This window comes from Empedobacter falsenii, assembly GCF_013488205.1.
Taxonomy (GTDB): Bacteria; Bacteroidota; Bacteroidia; order Flavobacteriales; family Weeksellaceae; genus Empedobacter; species Empedobacter falsenii_C.
Genome location: NZ_CP040908.1, coordinates 3,069,262 through 3,088,575 on the forward strand (window position 1 = coordinate 3,069,262; position 19,314 = coordinate 3,088,575).

Annotated in this window: 15 protein-coding genes; 10 read left to right on the top strand and 5 right to left on the bottom strand. The window is 32.1% G+C overall.

Annotated features, from left to right (window positions below):
* Nucleotides 1–9 precede the first annotated feature (9 nt).
* The 8 genes from FH779_RS14390 (at nt 10) to FH779_RS14425 (ending at nt 9,932) form a co-directional block, all read left to right on the top strand.
* Nucleotides 10–681 (top strand): ankyrin repeat domain-containing protein, encoded by a 672-nt coding sequence (locus FH779_RS14390; RefSeq protein ID WP_038332680.1) that lies wholly within the window; start codon nt 10–12, stop codon nt 679–681.
* A 6-nt stretch (nt 682–687) separates the two neighbouring features.
* Nucleotides 688–1,932, top strand: a complete 1,245-nt coding sequence (locus FH779_RS14395) for an amidohydrolase (protein WP_115001831.1) — start codon at nt 688–690, stop codon at nt 1,930–1,932.
* Between the two features lie 64 nt (nt 1,933–1,996).
* Nucleotides 1,997–2,461, top strand: coding sequence for a hypothetical protein (locus FH779_RS14400; protein WP_115001833.1), 465 nt, complete (start codon nt 1,997–1,999; stop codon nt 2,459–2,461).
* Between the two features lie 216 nt (nt 2,462–2,677).
* Nucleotides 2,678–5,251: an FtsK/SpoIIIE family DNA translocase gene (locus FH779_RS14405; RefSeq protein ID WP_180905197.1), complete on the top strand. Its 2,574-nt coding sequence runs from the start codon at nt 2,678–2,680 to the stop codon at nt 5,249–5,251.
* 32 nt (nt 5,252–5,283) lie between these two features.
* Nucleotides 5,284–5,913 carry a LolA family protein gene (locus FH779_RS14410; RefSeq protein WP_115001837.1) on the top strand — a complete coding sequence of 210 codons (630 nt, stop codon included), beginning with the start codon at nt 5,284–5,286 and terminating at the stop codon, nt 5,911–5,913.
* 3 nt (nt 5,914–5,916) lie between these two features.
* Nucleotides 5,917–7,377, top strand: a complete 1,461-nt coding sequence (locus FH779_RS14415) for an LptF/LptG family permease (protein WP_038332671.1) — start codon at nt 5,917–5,919, stop codon at nt 7,375–7,377.
* Nucleotides 7,378–7,386: 9 nt separating this feature from the next.
* Nucleotides 7,387–8,511, top strand: a complete 1,125-nt coding sequence (gene ribB, locus FH779_RS14420) for a 3,4-dihydroxy-2-butanone-4-phosphate synthase (RefSeq protein WP_180905198.1) — start codon at nt 7,387–7,389, stop codon at nt 8,509–8,511.
* A 107-nt stretch (nt 8,512–8,618) separates the two neighbouring features.
* Nucleotides 8,619–9,932: a gliding motility protein GldB-related protein gene (locus FH779_RS14425; protein ID WP_180905199.1), complete on the top strand. Its 1,314-nt coding sequence runs from the start codon at nt 8,619–8,621 to the stop codon at nt 9,930–9,932.
* A 57-nt stretch (nt 9,933–9,989) separates the two neighbouring features.
* Here FH779_RS14425 and FH779_RS14430 read toward each other — a convergent pair whose 3' ends face one another.
* The 3 genes from FH779_RS14430 to rpsA all read right to left on the bottom strand — a co-directional run bounded on the left by FH779_RS14430 (nt 9,990) and on the right by rpsA (nt 13,503).
* Entirely contained in the window at nt 9,990–10,997 is a 1,008-nt protein-coding gene (locus FH779_RS14430) for an EamA family transporter (protein ID WP_180905200.1), read from the bottom strand.
* Nucleotides 10,998–11,011: 14 nt separating this feature from the next.
* The gene (locus tag FH779_RS14435; RefSeq protein WP_038332665.1) at nt 11,012–11,488 is read right to left on the bottom strand and encodes an Lrp/AsnC family transcriptional regulator; all 477 of its coding nucleotides are present in this window, start codon (nt 11,486–11,488) and stop codon (nt 11,012–11,014) included.
* A 188-nt stretch (nt 11,489–11,676) separates the two neighbouring features.
* Nucleotides 11,677–13,503 carry a 30S ribosomal protein S1 gene (gene rpsA / locus FH779_RS14440; protein ID WP_180905201.1) on the bottom strand — a complete coding sequence of 609 codons (1,827 nt, stop codon included), beginning with the start codon at nt 13,501–13,503 and terminating at the stop codon, nt 11,677–11,679.
* Between the two features lie 241 nt (nt 13,504–13,744).
* Between rpsA and FH779_RS14445 the strand changes: the two genes are divergently transcribed.
* Complete coding sequence (locus FH779_RS14445) at nt 13,745–15,376, top strand: ABC1 kinase family protein (RefSeq protein WP_180905202.1); 1,632 nt, start codon at nt 13,745–13,747, stop codon at nt 15,374–15,376.
* A gap of 77 nt (nt 15,377–15,453) precedes the next feature.
* On the opposite strand, the gene FH779_RS14450 is transcribed toward FH779_RS14445, so the two are convergent.
* Together FH779_RS14450 and smpB are read right to left on the bottom strand one after the other, a co-directional pair.
* A complete protein-coding gene (locus tag FH779_RS14450; protein WP_180905203.1) occupies nt 15,454–16,956 on the bottom strand; it encodes an OmpA family protein in 1,503 nt (500 codons plus the stop codon).
* Nucleotides 16,957–17,021: 65 nt separating this feature from the next.
* Complete coding sequence (smpB, locus tag FH779_RS14455) at nt 17,022–17,474, bottom strand: SsrA-binding protein SmpB (RefSeq protein ID WP_038332657.1); 453 nt, start codon at nt 17,472–17,474, stop codon at nt 17,022–17,024.
* A 66-nt stretch (nt 17,475–17,540) separates the two neighbouring features.
* Between smpB and FH779_RS14460 the strand changes: the two genes are divergently transcribed.
* The gene (locus tag FH779_RS14460) at nt 17,541–19,163 is read left to right on the top strand and encodes an ABC-F family ATP-binding cassette domain-containing protein (RefSeq protein WP_115002136.1); all 1,623 of its coding nucleotides are present in this window, start codon (nt 17,541–17,543) and stop codon (nt 19,161–19,163) included.
* Nucleotides 19,164–19,314 lie beyond the last annotated feature (151 nt).

The window sequence follows — 19,314 nt, forward strand, 5'->3', positions numbered from 1 at the left end:
TAAATCATTATGAAATCAGTTTTAATTTTAATGTTTATGATGACAACGGTTACAGCATGTCATTCAACTCCAACAGAAGATTCAAATACAGAAATTATGAATGAAAAAGATATTGTAAAAGCAGTTAAAAATAACAATTTACAATCTGTTAAAAACTTATTAGAAAGTGGTGAAGATGTCAATAGCATTGATAGTAGCAAGCGTTCGTTATTGTTAATTGCAACTAATAATTCAAATATAGAAATCGCAAAATTATTGGTAAAACATGGCGCAGATGTTAATCAGCAAGCCGATAATCAAGATAGTGCATTTTTATATGCAGGCGCAAGTGGACAAACAGAATTAGTGAAATTATTTTTAGATCATGGCGCTCGTTTTGATGTATTTAATCGTTACAATGGTTCTGCTTTAATTCCTGCTTGTGAGCGCGGACATGTAGAAACGGTACGATTATTAGCCAATACCAAAAATTATCCTGTAGATCATGTGAATCGTTTGGGTTGGACTGGATTAATGGAAGCCATTGTTTTGGGTGACGGAAGCAAAAAATATCAACAAATTGTTCAGATATTAAAAGATGCAGGTGCAAAAATGGATATTCCAGATTCTGATGGAGTAACGCCTTTGCAACATGCACAACAAAGAGGTTATAAAGAAATTGTAGCCATTATTAAATCATAAATCATCATGCAAACAAATTATAAAACAATCGCAAAAGGAAATTATACCTTAAAAAATGTACGATTAGAAACAGGTTTTATTGAGGATGAATCTGGAATTATCGGAACAAAAACCGATTTATTTTCGATTGAAATAAAAGATGGTAAAATAGCAAAAATAAGTGCTAAAAATCCTCAATTAACAGATGCAATTGATGCAAAAAGATTGTTAATGTTGCCTTCTTTCAAAGATATGCACGTTCATTTGGATAAAACATTGTATGGCTTACCTTGGCAAGCGCTTTCGCCAAAACGAAGAACAGTTGCGGATATGATTGCGTATGAGCAAGAAATTATTCCAGAATTGTTAAAAACTTCAGTTGAGCGTGGCGAGCAATTAATCAATTTATTACAACATTACGGAACTACTTATGCGCGTACACATTTCAATGTTGACACAACTTCTGGGTTGAAGTCTTTAGAAAATTTAGAAAAAGCCTTAGAAAATAAAAAGGAAACATTCAGTGCCGAATTGGTTGCTTTTCCTCAACACGGTTTATACTATACCGATTCTGCTTCGTTGATGAAAGAAGCTGCGCAATTAAAAAGCGTTGCTTTTGTTGGTGGATTAGATCCTTTCAGTATTGATAAAAACATCGAAAAAGCAATTGATTTTACGGTTCAATTGGCTTTGGATCATAATAAAGGAATCGATATTCATTTGCATGACACAGGAAAAGAAGGAATGCGTACAATTGAATATTTAGCTGAATTAACGATAAAAAATCCTCAATTAAAAGGAAAATCATATGTAAGTCACGCCTTTGCTTTAGCACATTTATCAAAAAATGAGGAACAAGAAATTGCAGAAAAATTAGCCGAAGCAAAAGTTGGAATTGTTTCTTCTGTTCCTTTCCGCAATAAAGTCGCCATGCCAATTCCTACTTTGGTAAAAAATGGTGTTGAAGTTTTAATAGGAAATGATAATGTACAAGATTACTGGAGCACGTTTGGAACGGGAAATATGTTGCAAAAAGCAAATTTGATTTCAGAATTATATGGTTTAGAAACTGAATATGATTTATCGAGAAATTTAGGTTTTGCAACAAAAAACATTACGCCATTAGACAACAAAGGAAGTCAACAATGGCCAAAAACTGGTGATAATGCTGATATCGTTTTGATTGATGCAAGTTGCTCTGCTGAAGCGGTTGCAAGAATGTCGCCTGTTTTAGCTTTAGCGCACAAAGGAAATTTAGTTTGGAAGAATTAATCAGAAAGAAACAATCGTTATATTTTACTATATTAGTACATTGTTTAAAATTAATGCGATTAAGATGAAGTTTACTTTTATAATTTTTATTTTACTACTATCAATAAATAATTACGGACAACAAACTATTTCGAAAAGTGAGGTTATAGATGCTAAGATAGAATTGTATGAAAATAAAATTGATTCTAAGCTAAGAGAACTTGATTTGAAAGAAGATAATTTAGAATTAAGCAAACAAAATGTCGCTGATATTATCAATTTTCATAAAGAAGGAATGGAGGAATTTCATCGAACTTTGAATTATTTATTGGTTGTGATGGGAATTATTGTTTCGGTTGTCATCGCTGCTGCAGGTTATTATCTAGAACGTTTTAACAAGAGAAAATCATTAGAACTCAAAAAAGATATTGATGCCTTGAAACAATCGATGGAAGAAAGTCTTGAAAAAATTAAGAAAGAATCTGAAATAGAATTAAATCTAATTCGTGCAGAAGCCAAACGTCAAATGAATCATTTCAAAAATGATTAAGCAAAAAAACAGACTAAATAATCAAATATTCAAAACTGAGTTAGATACAATATCTAACTCAGTTTTTTATTTTTTCTAAATCATTTCTAATAATAATCAATCATAGATAGCAAATTGAGTTAAAATTGATTGCGATTTTAGTAAATTTAAATACTTTTCGTTAGATTCGTCTGTCAAAGATTTATTATTTTTGCCTCAATTATACTCAACCTTAAAATGGCTATAAAAAACACGCAGGAAGCACCAAAAACTCCTAAAAAACAAATCGTCAAAACAATTATAGGTATACTGTTTTTAGTAATCGGTTTATTACTATTAGCTTCGTTTATCTCTTATTTTTTTAATGGTTTTATGGATCAGAGTCAAATCTCTGATTTATTAGACAAAAGTCAAACCGCCGAAAATATCTTCGGGAAGTTTGGCGCATTATTAGGCGAAACATTCATTTTGCAAGGAATTGGAATCGTTTCATTTTTTGTCCCAGTTTTCTTTATTCTTTTAGGAATTAAAGTAGCTACAAATTGGAAAAAAATTAAACCTTTCACAACGCTTTATCAAAGCATTTTCTTCATGATTTGGTTGCCAATATTTTTTGGTTGCATTTTACCAACTCAACACATGCTTTCTGGCGTAATGGGATTTGAAATTAATGATTTCCTAAATAGCTTTATTGGTAAATGGGGTGTGATTTTATTGCTTTTCGTTAGTTTATTGATTTATTGTGTGATTCATTTCCGAATGACGTATCAATCAATCCAAGAAAAAATGGAAGAACGTGCGAAACAAAAAGAAATTGAGCGCATAGAAAAAGAGCAAGAAAAAATCAAGAAAGAACAGCTTGAATTAAGAAAACGCAAGGAAAAAGAAGAACAAGAAAAGATAAATAAATTCAATCAAGATGCCGAAAAGCAACAAGAAGATAGTTTATCGCAAGAATTAGAATTAATAGAACAACAAGAGAAAGAAGCAATTCAATCTCATAAAGTAAATCCAAACGAAGCGTTTCATCAAGAATTTAAAATTAATCAACCAAAAGAAGAAGAAATAATCGAAGAAACTCCACTTAATATTACAGAATTAGTGGTTGAAGATTTGGCTGATGAGGAGGAAGAATATGATCAAGTAGATTTTTTATCAATTAATGATGAACAAAATTTCGAAACAGAAATTCAACCTGCTCAACCAACTCAAAATTCTTCTGAAAATGGATTAGAATTAAAAGTTCAACATGTTGATGAGGAAGAAGAATTTGAAGCGGCTTCTGCTCGATTGGTGCAAGAACAAGGTGAATACAATCAACGTTTAGATTTGCCAAATTATCAATTTCCTCCTATTTCATTATTGAAAAAATATGACAACGGAAATACGTTAATTGATCAAAAAGAATTAGAAACGAACAAAAATAGAATTGTCGAAACCTTAGGAAACTACGGAATCGGAATCGATGAAATTTCAGCAACAATCGGTCCTACAGTTACATTATACGAAATTGTACCAAAAGCTGGAGTTCGTATTTCTAAAATCAAAAATCTTGAGGATGATATTGCCTTAAGTTTGGCAGCGCTTGGTATTCGTATTATTGCGCCGATTCCTGGAAAAGGAACAATTGGTATCGAGGTTCCAAATTCTAATCCTTCAATGGTTTCTATGCATTCGGTTATTGCTTCACAAAAGTTCCAAAATGCTGATATGGAATTGCCAATTGCTTTCGGGAAAACAATTACGAATGAAACCTTTGTTGCCGATTTAGCGAAAATGCCTCACTTGTTGATGGCTGGTGCAACTGGACAAGGTAAATCGGTTGGTTTGAATGCAATTATTGCTTCATTAATCTATAAAAAACATCCATCTGAATTAAAATTTGTGATGGTCGATCCGAAAAAAGTTGAGCTTACTTTATATTCTAAAATAGAGCGTCATTATTTAGCAAAATTACCAGATTCGGAAGAAGCAATTATCACAGATAATACAAAAGTAATTAACACGTTAAATTCACTTTGTATTGAAATGGATGATCGTTACGAATTATTAAAAAATGCTTTCGTTCGAAATATCAAAGAATATAACGCGAAATTTAAACAACGCAAATTAAATCCAGAAGTAGGTCATAGATTCTTACCGTATATTGTATTAATTGTGGATGAGTTTGCAGATTTGATTATGACAGCTGGTAAAGAAGTTGAATTACCGATTGCTCGTTTGGCTCAGTTGGCTCGTGCCGTTGGTATTCACTTGATTGTTGCGACTCAACGTCCATCTGTAAATGTGATTACAGGAACAATTAAAGCCAATTTTCCAGGACGTGTCGCTTTCCGTGTAACGTCAAAAATCGATTCGAGAACAATTTTAGATTCGCAAGGAGCCGATCAATTAATTGGTAAAGGTGATATGTTGTACACAACTGGAAACGAATTAATACGTTTACAATGTGCGTTTGTGGATACACCAGAAGTAGATAAAATAACCGAATTTATTGGTGAACAACGTGGTTATCCAGATGCGATGCATTTGCCAGAATATGTTGGCGAAGAAGGTGGTTCTAATTTAGATATTGATTTATCTGATCGTGATGTACTTTTTGAAGATGCTGCAAGATTAATTGTAATGAATCAACAAGGTTCCGCGTCTTTATTACAACGAAAATTAAAATTAGGATATAACCGTGCCGGACGATTGATTGATCAATTGGAAGCTGCCGGAATTGTTGGTCCTTTCGAAGGAAGTAAAGCAAGACAAGTGTTGATACAAGATGACATGAGTTTGGAACAGTTGTTGAATAATTTGAACTAAAATTTATTAAAAACAGATAGAAATTAAATTGTATGAAAAAGATAATCTATTCTTTCATACTCTTATTAGTAGGGGTTGGAACATTAAACGCTCAATCAGCAAAACAAATCTTAGACAAAGTTTACGCTAAATATACCAACGCAAACTCGTATTACATCAAATTTGATTTTAGCCATAATGCAAATGGAAAATCAACAAGTCGTTCGGGAGAAGTTTTTGCAATGAAACAAAAATTTAACTTGAATGTAGGCGACATCAACCAAATTTTTACAGGAACTAAATTATATACAATTGCAAAAGATGACAAAGAAGTCACTATTTCTGATGCATCTAACACAGATGATTTCTTAACACCAACTAAAGTTTTGAACACATATCGTACTGATTTCAGCTACGCTTTAACAGATAAAAAAACCGTTGGAGGAAAAACAATTCAGTATATAAAATTAACGCCAACTAAAACTTCTACAATCAAATATTCGGTTTTGGGAGTGAATACAGCGAATAATGAAATCTACGATTACAAGGAATATGGTAAAAATGGCGACACAACATCAATCATTGTAAAAGATTACGTTCAAAATTTACTTATTCACAAAAGTTACTTTAACTTTGACCAAAAGAAATATAAGTCGCAAGGCTATATGATTACTCAATTATAATCAATGTTAAAAAAACTTGACTGGTATATAATCAAGACCTTTTTAGGTCCATTTTTTTTCATATTTAGTGTTCTATTTTTCATCTTTATCGTGCAATTTGCATGGCAACAAATGGAAAAATTTGTTGGAAAAGGTTTAGAATGGTACACTATTACCGAATTACTTTTTTGGTTAGGAATTAACGTTATTCAGCTTGTATTACCGCTTACAATCCTTTTGGGGTCTATTATGACCATGGGAGGTTTTGGAGAACGATACGAATTAGCTGCAATGAAAGCATCTGGAATTTCACTTACCAGAATCCTTGCTCCATTATTTACGTTAGTCGCTTTAATGTCTGTCGGATTGTATTTTTTCGGAGACAAAGTGATGCCTTATTCCCAACAAAAAGCGCGAACAATGTACTTCAATATCTTACAAACCAAACCAACGGTAAGTATGAAAGAAGGTGTTTTTATCGAAACCGTTCCCGGATTTCAGATGAAAATTAATAAAGTTTCGGGCGAAAATTCAGAAAAATTAGAAGACGTTTTTGTCCATCAAAATGCACCTTTTGGTGAAAATACGATGACAATTATTGCGAAAAAAGGAAATCTTGCTCCAGACAAAAATGACAACCATTATCTAAAAATGGAACTTTTTGATGGAATTGCTTATACCGATAATATCAAAAATAAAAACTTTGATCAACGTAAACGTCAAGAAAATCAATATACTAAATTTGATACATTAAACTATTATATTGACATTTCAGATATTCTAAATTCTGGTAAAGACGAAGATCCAGGAAACTCTTACAAATACTTGGACGGAAAAGGTTTAAGACATCTTATCGATTCATTAAACACAGATTATAAGAAGTATTACAAAGATTTGAAAACGAATATGTTTAATCAAAACTATTTCTATTCAATCAAAGTAAAAGATATTGATACGGTAAAAACAAATATGATTTTTGACTTGAAAGAGCGAAATCGTCAAGAACAAGATCAAGTTCTTAATCAAGCCGTACAAATGGTAAATCGTGATCAAGAAAATATGACGTTTTCTGAACAAGAAATTGTAAACAGAGAAAAGTTATATTCAAAAGTAAATATTCATTACCAACGAAATTTCTCGTATGCAGTAACATGTATTATTTTCTTTTTGATTGGATCATCATTAGGTGCAATCGTAAAAAAAGGAGGAATCGGAATGCCAGTTGTCATTTCAATTATCATTTTCGTTATTTATTTTATCCTTAATTTCTCGGCAGAAAATATGGCGAAAAACGGAAAATTAGATCCAACTTTTGCCGCTTGGGCAGCGAATATTATCGCGCTTCCTTTCTCTATTTTGTTTAGTTACAAAGCCAATCAAGATTCTGGATTATTTGACATCAGTATTTACGTTGATCCAATTGTAAAATACTTTAATAAGTTTAAGAAAACAAACAAAAACGAGGAGCATTCTCGTTATCAATAACATAAAACAATGGAAAATAGATCATCTCAATTAAACACAATTGAAGAAGCTTTAGAAGATTTAAAACAAGGAAAAGTTATCATTGTAGTTGACGATGAAGATCGTGAAAATGAAGGAGATTTCCTATGTATCGCCGAATTTGCAACACCAGAAGTCATCAACTTTATGGTTACGCACGGACGCGGATTGGTTTGTACGCCACTTACACAACAAAGATGTAAAGCATTAGGTTTGGACCTTATGGTTGGACACAATACGGCTATTTACGAAACTAATTTTACTGTTTCTGTGGATTTACAAGGTCACGGATGTACGACAGGAATTTCGGCTTCGGATCGTTCTAAAACTATTCAAGCTTTAATTGACGAAAATACAAATCCAGATGATTTAGGAAAACCAGGACATATTTTCCCATTAATTGCAAAAGATGGTGGAGTTTTAGTTCGCATGGGACATACAGAAGCTGCTGTTGATTTGGCACGCATGGCGGGACATTATCCTGCTGGATGTATTGTCGAAATTTTAAAAGAAGATGGAGAAATGGCTCGTTTGCCAGAATTGTTAGAGATTGCGAAGAAATTTGATCTTAAAATTGTTTCGATTGAGGATTTGATTGCTTACCGATTAGAAAACGAATCATTAGTAAAACGTATCGAGCAATTTCCAGCAAAAACAAGATTCGGAGAATACGAATTAATCGCTTATCAACAAACAACAAATAATCAAGTTCACTTCGCTTTAAAAAAAGGAAAATGGACAAAAGATGATGTAGTTCCAGTTCGTGTAAAATCAACAAATAGCTATTATGATTTGTTTAGCGCTTTACAAAACGGCGAAACACCATTGTTAGAAAAAACAATGAACATCATTAATGAAGAAGAAAGAGGTGTTGTAATTTTTATTAATAACATTCAAAGTTCTGAGTTGATTGAACAAAAATTAGAGATTTTCAAAAGTTTTTCTGAAGGAAAATCAAAATCTGGTGTTTTACCAGCCGATGAAAAAGATCACGGAATTGGTTCTCAAATCATCAAAGATTTAGGCATCCAAAAAATGAATTTGATTACACGTACTTTAGAAGAACCGCATACTACACAATATGGTTTGGAAATTGTAAAATGCACTCAGTTATAAAATAAATTAAACTTTATACTAACGAAAGCAGTTCTGAAAAGAGCTGCTTTTTTTTTGTATCGTTCTGTAACCTTTTCGTTATATTGTAGTCTTATAATAAACACTATATGCGAAATAAAACGTTAGTTCTTGTACTCTTTATCATTTCAAGTATTGGATTTGGGCAAAAAACGAATTCAAAAAATATCTACATATCAGATATTGATAATTTTTGGGTCGCTTATGATAGTATTCAATCAACAAATGATTATTCTCAAAAAATAAAGTTTATCAACACTTTATACATCGACAAAGGAACAAAAGGTTTAAAAACTTTTATGAAAGTAAGAGATTATAGTGACACTATTTACGTTAAACTTATTGATAGTTATCCTAAATTTTGGAATTCAGTAAGACCAAATACACTTACCATAAAGAATAAAACAAAAGAGTTAACTAAAACTGTAAAAAAACTCAAAAAACTATATCCAGAACTAAAAGAAGGTGAAATGTATTTTACAATTGGAGGTTTACGCTCGGGTGGAACTTTATATGAAAATATGGTTTTAGTTGGTGCTGAAATTGCAACAGGAACTCCAAAAACAGATGTTTCAGAATTTGAAAATAATTGGCTAAAAAATGTTTTTGCGAAGCAATCACTTGATAATATTATTTCACTAAATATTCATGAATATGTACACACGCAACAAAAACCAAATGAAAACAACTCATTATTACATCATACATTAAAAGAAGGTTCGTGCGATTTTATTACAGAACTTGTATTAGGAGAACCAATCGAAAAACAATATATTTTTTATGGAAAACAACATTTCGATGAATTGAAAAAACAATTTAAAGAAGAGATGTTTGTAGATGATTTTTCAAATTGGTTATACAATGGAGGACAAAAGGGTAAAGCTGCTGATTTGGGATATTTTATTGGATATGAAATATGTAAATCATATTATAATCAAGCTAAAAATAAAAAACAAGCGATAAAAGATATTATAGAACTGAATTATCAAGATGAAAAAGCAGTTGAAAATTTTCTTCGAAAATCTGGTTTTTATGAAGAAGGTTTTGATAAAAATCGATTATTAAAAGAATACGAAAAAAAACAACCTTATATCGTAAAAATTGAACCTTTCGGAAATGGTTCAACAAATGTAGATTCATCTATCAAAGAATTTAGAATTACATTTTCTAAACCAATGAATCCAAAAGAATATTCAATACAATTCTCAAAAAAAGGAAAAGAGTATAGTCCTAAGATTACAAAAGCTAATTTCTATAACAATAATACTACATTCGTTTTAAGTTTGGAATTAATTCCAACTAAAGAATATGAATTTGTAATTTCAAATCGTTTCAAATCAGAAGACGGATATGCTTTAAAATTAGATAATAATGAACTAATCGTAAATTTTAAAACTAAATAAAACAAAAAAAAGCTTCTCGGGATCGAGAAGCTTTCTTATTAATAATCATCATAATATTTAATGCGCATAATGTTTACGAGAAACAAAATGCAGAATTTTCTGAACTAATTTTGTGTTTTTATAAAGATTCCAGTTCATTAATAAAACACTGAACAAAATTACTGCCAAACCGTAAATTTGCAAATGAGTTACGACATCATCTGTAAAAAAATAACTCAATGCAACGGCTACAATAGGGTTTACATACGCATATGTAGAAACTTCCACAGCTGGACGATATTGCAACAACCAAACATATGATCCGAAAGCAAGAATAGAGCCAAAAGTTGTTAAATAAGCCATTGCCAACCAATCTTCTGTCGCTACATTCGCAAAATTGAAATTAGCATATTCTCCATTGAAAATTGCAACTGTATTAAACAAAACTCCAGCAGTAATCATTTGCCAAGCCGTTTTGACCATAATGTTCAAATCTTCTTTTGGTTTCGTAACTTCTTTTTTCTGCTTTTCTGTTACATATTTTGAATACAAAGAACCTAACGTCCAAGCAATCGAACAAAAGATAAGAACAATCAACCCAATCATGTTTAGGAACTGTTGATCTACATCTGCGTGCACAGTGGTTGTCTGTTCATAAAACAACATCAAAACACCAACAAAACCTAACAGAACACCTAAAACAGTAGGAATACTTGAAAAATTTTGTTTCCATTTCGGTTTATCTAACACAATAAACCAAATTGCTGCCGATGCTGCCATAATTGCAACAATTCCACTTGGTAAAAATTGTTCGGACCAAATAATCCCAGCCATATCAATAAACAACAACATAAACCCTGTAAACATACATTGTTTCACAATTTGTTTATCCCACAGCTTGTAACCTTTCAGTTTACAATATCCCATCAACATTGTGCTCGCCGCAATAAAGCGAAACGAACCCAAAATAAACGGACTAAAACCATGTAAAGCCTTATCTATAAAAAAATAAGTTGATCCCCAAACTACATAAACCACGAAATACGCTGCAATAATCAGCCACTTACTTGGTTGATTCCCTTTCATTCAATCTCTATTTTTTAAATCGTTGGTATAACGATATTTTGTTCTTCTTTTATTGTTTGTAAAACTATAGTTGTACGCGTAGAAGTGATTCCGCCAATTTTACTCAAATGTTTGCGCATCAATTCTACCAAACCTTCGTTATCAGAAGTTCTCACTTTGATTAGATAACCATCTTCTCCAGCAATATCATGAACCTCTAAAACTTCTGGAATTTCGGCAAGTTGTCTTCCTACTGTTTCATCACCGATAATATCTACGGTTTTGATAAACATATACGAAAGTAATTTTTGTCCAACTGCCACTGGATTTATTTTTGCGTGATAAGCCAAAATAACTTGCTTATTTTCAAGCTTTTTCACTCGTTCTAATATTCCAGAAGGAGCCATTCCCAATTCTCTTGCGATGTCTGCATTGTTAATGCGTGCATTATCTTGCATTAATCGCATGATTTTCAAATCAGTAGCATCTAAATTAAATTCTATCTTTTCCATTTCGACTGCAAAATTAAGACTATTTTGAATAATATTCAAAAAATATATCAAAAATTGTATGTTATTCTTGATATTATTTTAAACTATAAATTAAATTCATTTTATACTAAATAAATTTAATCATTATTCATAAAAAAAGCTGCCCATTACTGGACAGCTTATGTTATTTAAAAATTTCGGTTAGAGAATTAGTTTCCTCCTTCTTCCATTTTCTTTTTCAATTCTGCTAATGAATCGATATCTCCTAAAGTAGAAGTTTCGATTGTGTTAGATGAATTGTTGTTATTGTTGTTAGATGATCTCTCAGATTTAACTTCTTCCTCACGGAAAGTAGCTGTGTGAGAAACTACTACACGACGGAATTCTTTGTTGAACTCGATAACTTTGAAAGATGTTTCTTCACCTTTTTTGATACGAGATCCGTCTTCTTTCTCTAATGTACGAGCTGGAGCGAAAGCTTCAACGTCAGCATCTTCGAATTGTACTGTAGCACCTTTGTCAAATACGTCAACTGCTTTACCTGTGTGAACTGTACCTACAGCATATTTAGCTTCGTACTGATCCCATGGATTTTCAGTTAATTGTTTGTGACCTAAAGATAAACGACGAGCTTCTACGTCTAATTCTAAAACTACTACGTCTAAGATATCATCAACTGCACAGAATTCTGATGGGTGTTTGATTTTCTTAGTCCAAGATAAGTCAGAGATGTAGATTAATCCGTCAACACCTTCTTCTAATTCTACGAATACACCGAAGTTAGTGAAGTTACGAACTTTACCTTTGTGAGTAGAACCTACTGGGTATTTAGTTGTAATATCTGTCCAAGGATCTGGAGTTAATTGTTTGATACCTAAAGACATTTTTCTTTCTTCTCTATCTAAAGTTAAAACTACTGCTTCAACCTCATCACCTACTTTTACGAAATCTTGAGCAGAACGTAAGTGAGTAGACCATGACATTTCAGAAACGTGGATTAAACCTTCTACACCTGGAGCAACCTCAACGAATGCACCGTAGTCAGCTAAAACAACTACTTTTCCTTTAACTTTATCACCAACTTTGATATCAGCATCTAAAGCATCCCATGGATGAGCCTCTAATTGTTTAATACCTAATTGGATACGAGATTTATCTTCGTCGAAATCTAAGATTACAACGTTGATTTTTTGTCCATCTTCTAAGATTTCAGATGGGTGGTTGATACGAGACCAAGATAAGTCAGTGATGTGGATTAAACCATCAACACCTCCTAAGTCTACGAATACACCGTAAGATGTGATGTTTTTAACTTCACCTTCTAATACTTGTCCTTTCTCTAATTGAGCAACGATTTCTTTTTTCTGAACTTCGATATCAGCCTCGATTAACGCTTTGTGAGAAACTACTACGTTTTTGAATTCTGGGTTGATTTTAACAACTTTGAACTCCATAGTTTTTCCTACGAATTGTTCGTAATCACGAATTGGTTTAACATCGATTTGAGAACCTGGTAAGAAAGCTTCAATTCCGAATACGTCAACGATCATACCACCTTTAGTACGAGCTTTGATGTAACCGTTAACAATTTCTTGAGAATCGTGTGCTTTGTTAACAGCATCCCATGCATTTAATGTACGAGCTTTTTTGTGAGATAAAATTAATTGTCCATTTTTATCTTCACGTTGATCAACCATTACTTCAACGATATCCCCAACTTTCAAGTCTGAGTTGTAACGGAATTCGTTTAATGAAATAACACCTTCTGATTTGAAGTTGATGTCAACGATAGCTTCTTTATCTGTAATACGTACAACTTGTCCTTTGAATACTTCATTCTCATGTAAGTCTTCTAAAGTTGTATCGTACATTTGCTCTAATTCAGCTTTTTCTTTACGATCTTCTTCGTTTAATCCTGATTCGAAAGATTCCCAATCAAATGATTCTGGCGCTACGTTTGCATTTGCAGACGCATCTAATACTGGAGTGTTTAATACAACTTCTTGTACTTCCTCTTGTTTTGTTTCTTTAGACATAATTCTAAAAATTTGTATCTCAATCTATTTTATTTCGGAATCTTCAAATGCAAATAAATGACCGAGAGATGTTTAACTTAATAATTAATCGCTTGATTCCTAAACCATTTTAGCGAGTGCAAAGATAAACAATAATATTTTAATATTTGGAATAATTTTAGATTCAACTCAAAGAAATTTAAGATTTTATAAACGAATTACACTCTTGTTTATTCGTAACTTGTAATCGAATCTCAACTTTATGGATAGTCTAAAGAAAATAAAACGATTTTCTAAAATCGTAAAAGTCGTTTCGAAATATGGTTTTGAAGAAATACTTTCTCGCGGAAATGATTTGTTCCATTCTGACCAAAACAACGAATTTTTCAACCAATCATTCAATCAACGTTTCCGAATGGCTTTGGAAGAACTTGGTCCTACTTATATCAAATTTGGACAATTATTGAGTAATCGAAAAGATTTGGTTCCTGAATCTTTGGTAGAAGAATTAAAAAAATTACAAGATAATGTTCCTCCAGAAGAAATTGACATCAAACAAAAAATTAGAGACGAATTTGGAATTGAGCCTGACGAGCATTTTCTTTTTATAGAAGAACAACCTTTTGCGGCAGCAAGTATTTCGCAAGTTTATCGCGCAACTTTATTGAATGGAGAAAAAGTTGTGTTCAAAGTAAAACGATCTAATATTCAGAAAATAATTGAGTCTGATTTAGCCCTGATTCGAGATATTGTTCATTTTTTAGAAAAAAAATATGAGAAACTTCAAAAATTATTCATTTCTGAAATCGAAAAATCATTTGAAAATTCAATTCTGAAAGAACTTTCATTAACCAATGAATTTCAGAACATCGAACGTTTCAGAAAAAATTTCGAGAATAGTAAAGATGTTTATGTTCCGAAAACATATGAAGATTATTCCAACAATAATTTTCTTTGTATGGAATTTATCGAAGGTTTTAAAGTAAACGATGTTGAGCAATTAGAAGCTTTGGGACTTGATCCGAAAAAAATCGTACAGAAAGGTTTTGATATTTATTTGAAACAATTACTTGATGATGGATTTTTCCATGCTGATCCACATCCCGGAAATATTTTTATTTTAAAAGATGGACGTTTAGCTTTTATTGATTTTGGTTCGATGGGAATTCTAGCCATCAACGAAAAAGAAGCTTTAGAAAATGTTGTAATTGATTTTGGATTAAAAAATCCGAAACGCATTGTTCGTTCACTCAAAAAAATGGCGATTAAACATTATATCGAAAACGAAAAACAATTAGAACGTGATATTGCAGATATTTTTGATTATTTAGAATACAATACAGTTGATACGATAGAAGTTCAAATTATCATCAAGAAATTCAACAATATTCTACAGCGAAATCATGTTTTATTACCCGAATATGTTTATATTTTACTACGCGGAATTGCGCTTATAGAAGGAATTGGACAACAATTACACGCTGATCTTAATGTACAACGTTCGATGCGCCCTTATGCAGTAAAATTGGCTCGACAAAAATTTCATCCTAAATATTTGAGTAAAAAAGCAATTGATAATTTTAAAGATATTCAGGATTTAATCAACGATTTACCAGAAGATACCTTGAAATTAATCGAAAAAGTAAACAATGATAAATTGGCTTTAAACTTTAAGATTGATCAAATAGGTAATATTCAGAAATTAATAAAAGACAGCATTAATAAACTGGTTTTAGCGATACTTACTTTAGCTTTTGGAATTGGAGCAAGTATGTTAGCTAATACAACTGTTCGTCCTGTGATTCTAGACATGCCACTACTTTCTTGGATTGGTTATTTATTATCTATCTTTACAGCTGGATGTATTATTATATTAGTTTTTAGAAAGAAATAATAAAATTAAAATTAATAAAAATAAAATAGCCACCTCAATGAGGTGGCTATTTCTATTGTAAGCTATTCAAAGAATTATTATTTCTTTTTTGTAGCTGTTTTTTTGATAACTTTTGTTTCAGTTACTACAGCTGTTCTAGGTAATACCTCAACACGTCTGTTTCTTTGGTAACACTCTTCAGTGTTTTCAGTACATAACAATTGAGATTTTCCTAAACCACGAGCAGTTAAACGAGCTTTATCCACTCCACCTCTTTCAACTAAAATATTAACTAACGCTTGAGCACGTTTTAAAGATAATGTTTTGTTATAAGCGTCTTTACCTCTTTGGTCAGCATGTCCGTCAATGTAGAAGCTTTTTTCTTTTAAATCATCAGAATTTAAAATTTGAGCAGCTACACGTACATCTTCGTAAGAAGAAGGAACAATTTTATCAGAGTTGTATTCGAATAAAATATTAGATAAACGTTTTGCTACGTGAACTTCTGTCCATGGACATCCATTATTTTCTTTTGGTCCTTTTACTGTTGGACAAGCATCATCTTTATCTGGAATACCATCTCCATCTGTATCTGGACAACCTTGGAATTCAGCTAAACCATATTCGTTTGGACAAGCATCATCTTTATCAAAGATTCCATCACCATCTGTATCTGGCCAAGGACATCCATTATTTTCTACTGGACCTGCAACTGTAGGACAAGCATCATCTTTATCTGGAACACCATCACCATCTGTATCTGGACAACCTTGGAATTCAGCTAAACCAAATTCTGTTGGACAAGCATCATCTTTATCAAAGATTCCATCACCATCTGTATCTGGACATCCGTTTGTAGATGGATCATTTGTAGCGATACCTGGAGTATCTGGACATGCATCTTCGTCATCAGGAATACCATCACCATCTCTATCTTGTTTTCCGAAACGGAAAGTAACACCTACTGTGTGTTGGAAGAAATCGAAATAATTGTTTCCTCCGTAAGCTGGTAACCAGTTGTAATCAGAAGCAACGTTTAAACCAAAGTTTTTAGTAAACCATAAGTTAAATCCAGCACCTAAAGAAGCTACAAAGTGATTTTTCTCTAAATCTTCAACTTCTGTTAATTGGTAAGTTTCATTTCCATCACCATTACCATAGTAAGCTGTTAATGGAAATTGTAATCCTGTGTAGTCGTATCTGTGGTAACCAGCACCTACACGGATATATGGATCAAACCAAGAATCTTCTTTTAAGATATAACCATTAGCTAACTTATAACGTAAACCTAAACCAGCATTGATGAATAATTCATCTTTGATACGTAATCTGTTGTTATCAACTTCACCTACTGAAGCAGTTAAATCAACATCAAAAGATCTGTTTAAGTTACGGATGATAGATAATTTAGATAAAGGAGGAACGATATCCCAATTATCTGTTTTGAAATACTGGTTGAATGGTCCAGTCACTGAGTTGTGATCAACTGCGTGAGCACCAACTGTAATTGCCCAAGGATTCTTAGAATTCTGAGCATCTACAAAAGAATTACCCGCTAGGAATAATACTACTGCAGATAATAATAGATTAAACTTTTTCATTATCAAATATTTAGCGTTTTAAATATATTAAATTTTACTTAATTTTATACAATTATAAGACAAATTTAAGAATTCTTTATCATTCTATCCAAATCTCTTTTCAAATCTTTTCCTTTTATTGTGTTTCTTTTGTCAAAAAGTTTCTTCCCTTTTGCCAAATATATCTTCAATTTTGCCAACCCTTTATTGTTTATAAATAGCGTGGTTGCTACAATCGTTAATCCAGTCTCTTTCGTTTTGCGTTCTAATTTTCTCAACTCAGATTTTTGTAATAAAAGTTTTCTGTCTCGTCTAGTTTTATGATTAAAGTATGTTCCCCAATCATATTCGTCAATAAACATATTGACAATATAGAGTTCTCCATCCTTCATTTGACAAAAACTTTCGGTAATCGAAGCTTTTCCCATTCGGATAGATTTTATTTCAGTCCCAAATAATTGGATGCCGGCTTCGTAAGAATCTAATAATTCATACTCAAACCTTGCACGTTTATTCTTAATCGTAACTTCTTTCTGCACTTTATTTTATTCCAATTAAAATTTGTAACTTTGCCGGAAGGTCAAACAAACATCATACCAAAAATTATGTTAAATGTTTCTAATTTATCGCTTCAATTCGGCAAGCGTGTACTTTTCGACGAAGTTAATATAAAATTTACAAATGGCAACTGTTACGGGATAATTGGTGCCAATGGAGCAGGAAAATCTACTTTCTTAAAAATATTATCAGGTGAAATCGATCCAACTTCAGGACAAGTTAGTCTTGAAAAAGGAAAACGTATGTCTGTTTTAGAACAGAATCACTTCAAATATGACGAATATACAGTATTGGATACTGTTTTACGTGGAAATAAAGTATTATACGATATTAAAGAACGTATGGATGCTTTATATGCTAAACCAGATTTTTCTGAAGAAGATGGTATCAAAGCAGGAGAATTAGGTGTCGTTTATGAAGAAATGAACGGATGGAATGCAGAATCTGATGCTGCTACATTATTATCGAATGTAGGAATTGATTCGGATATGCATTATTCATTAATGGGAGATTTAGATAATAAAGCGAAAGTTCGTATTTTGATTGCTCAAGCTTTATTTGGAAATCCTGACGTGTTAATCTTAGATGAGCCTACCAACGAATTGGACGTTAATACAATTCAATGGTTAGAGGATTTCTTAGGTAATTTCGAGAATACTGTAATCGTTGTATCGCACGACCGTCACTTCTTAGACGCAGTTTGTACGCATATTTGTGATTTAGATTTCTCTAAATTAAACCTATATTCTGGTAACTACACATTCTGGTACGAGTCTTCTCAGTTAGCTGCAAAACAACGTGCGCAACAAAACAAAAAAGCAGAAGAAAAGAAAAAGGAATTACAAGATTTCATTGCTCGTTTCTCTTCTAACGTTGCTAAAGCAAAACAAACGACTTCTCGTAAAAAAATGATCGAGAAATTAAATATCGAAGATATCAAACCTTCTTCTCGTCGATATCCAGCACTTATCTGGGAACAATCGCGTGAGGCTGGTGATCAAATCTTAGAAGTAAACAATTTATCTGCTTCTGTAGATGGAGAAGTTTTATTTAAAGATGCGAACATCAACTTGAAAAAAGGTGATAAAATTGGTATTTTCTCTCGTAACTCGAAAGCAGTTTCTCAATTTTTCGAAATTCTTTCAGGAAAAGCTCAGCCAGATTCTGGAGATTTTACTTGGGGAATTACAACAACACAAGCGTATTTACCTTTAGATAATACAGATTTCTTCAAAGAAGATATCAACTTGGTTGATTGGTTACGTCAATATACAGAATCAGACGATGAACGTCACGAAGAATTTATGCGTGGTTTCTTAGGGAAAATGTTATTCTCTGGAGACGAAGCTCTTAAAAAATCTTCTGTTTTATCAGGAGGTGAAAAAATGCGTTGTATGTTCTCTCGCATGATGTTATTACGTGCAAACGTATTATTGTTAGACGAGCCAACAGGTCACTTAGACTTAGAATCGATTACAGCATTGAATAATTCTTTGGTTAATTTCAAAGGAACAATTTTAATGGGTTCTCATGACCACGAATTGATTCAAACAACTTGTAACCGTATTATCGAGTTAACTCCAAACGGAATCATCGATCGTTATATGACGTATGATGAATTCTTAGATGATCCAAAAGTAAAAGAATTAAAAGCAAAATATTACGCTTAATAATTTCTTTCACCATATTTCTAAAAATCCAGAAGGTTCTACTTTCTGGATTTTTTTATTCATAAATTATTCTATCTTTGAGTTAGAATTTTTCGCATGATTCAACTTCCTACCATATTACTTTATCTCATTATTGCATTGATTATTTTTC

What these genes read in the sequence shown, in the direction of transcription:
- FH779_RS14390 (WP_038332680.1), top strand. Translation starts at nt 10, where the DNA reads ATGAAATCAGTTTTAATTTTAATGTTTATGATGACAACGGTTACAGCA.
- FH779_RS14395 (WP_115001831.1), top strand. Translation starts at nt 688, where the DNA reads ATGCAAACAAATTATAAAACAATCGCAAAAGGAAATTATACCTTAAAA.
- FH779_RS14400 (WP_115001833.1), top strand. Translation starts at nt 1,997, where the DNA reads ATGAAGTTTACTTTTATAATTTTTATTTTACTACTATCAATAAATAAT.
- FH779_RS14405 (WP_180905197.1), top strand. Translation starts at nt 2,678, where the DNA reads ATGGCTATAAAAAACACGCAGGAAGCACCAAAAACTCCTAAAAAACAA.
- FH779_RS14410 (WP_115001837.1), top strand. Translation starts at nt 5,284, where the DNA reads ATGAAAAAGATAATCTATTCTTTCATACTCTTATTAGTAGGGGTTGGA.
- FH779_RS14415 (WP_038332671.1), top strand. Translation starts at nt 5,917, where the DNA reads ATGTTAAAAAAACTTGACTGGTATATAATCAAGACCTTTTTAGGTCCA.
- ribB (WP_180905198.1), top strand. Translation starts at nt 7,387, where the DNA reads ATGGAAAATAGATCATCTCAATTAAACACAATTGAAGAAGCTTTAGAA.
- FH779_RS14425 (WP_180905199.1), top strand. Translation starts at nt 8,619, where the DNA reads ATGCGAAATAAAACGTTAGTTCTTGTACTCTTTATCATTTCAAGTATT.
- FH779_RS14430 (WP_180905200.1), bottom strand. Translation starts at nt 10,997, where the DNA reads ATGAAAGGGAATCAACCAAGTAAGTGGCTGATTATTGCAGCGTATTTC.
- FH779_RS14435 (WP_038332665.1), bottom strand. Translation starts at nt 11,488, where the DNA reads ATGGAAAAGATAGAATTTAATTTAGATGCTACTGATTTGAAAATCATG.
- rpsA (WP_180905201.1), bottom strand. Translation starts at nt 13,503, where the DNA reads ATGTCTAAAGAAACAAAACAAGAGGAAGTACAAGAAGTTGTATTAAAC.
- FH779_RS14445 (WP_180905202.1), top strand. Translation starts at nt 13,745, where the DNA reads ATGGATAGTCTAAAGAAAATAAAACGATTTTCTAAAATCGTAAAAGTC.
- FH779_RS14450 (WP_180905203.1), bottom strand. Translation starts at nt 16,956, where the DNA reads ATGAAAAAGTTTAATCTATTATTATCTGCAGTAGTATTATTCCTAGCG.
- FH779_RS14460 (WP_115002136.1), top strand. Translation starts at nt 17,541, where the DNA reads ATGTTAAATGTTTCTAATTTATCGCTTCAATTCGGCAAGCGTGTACTT.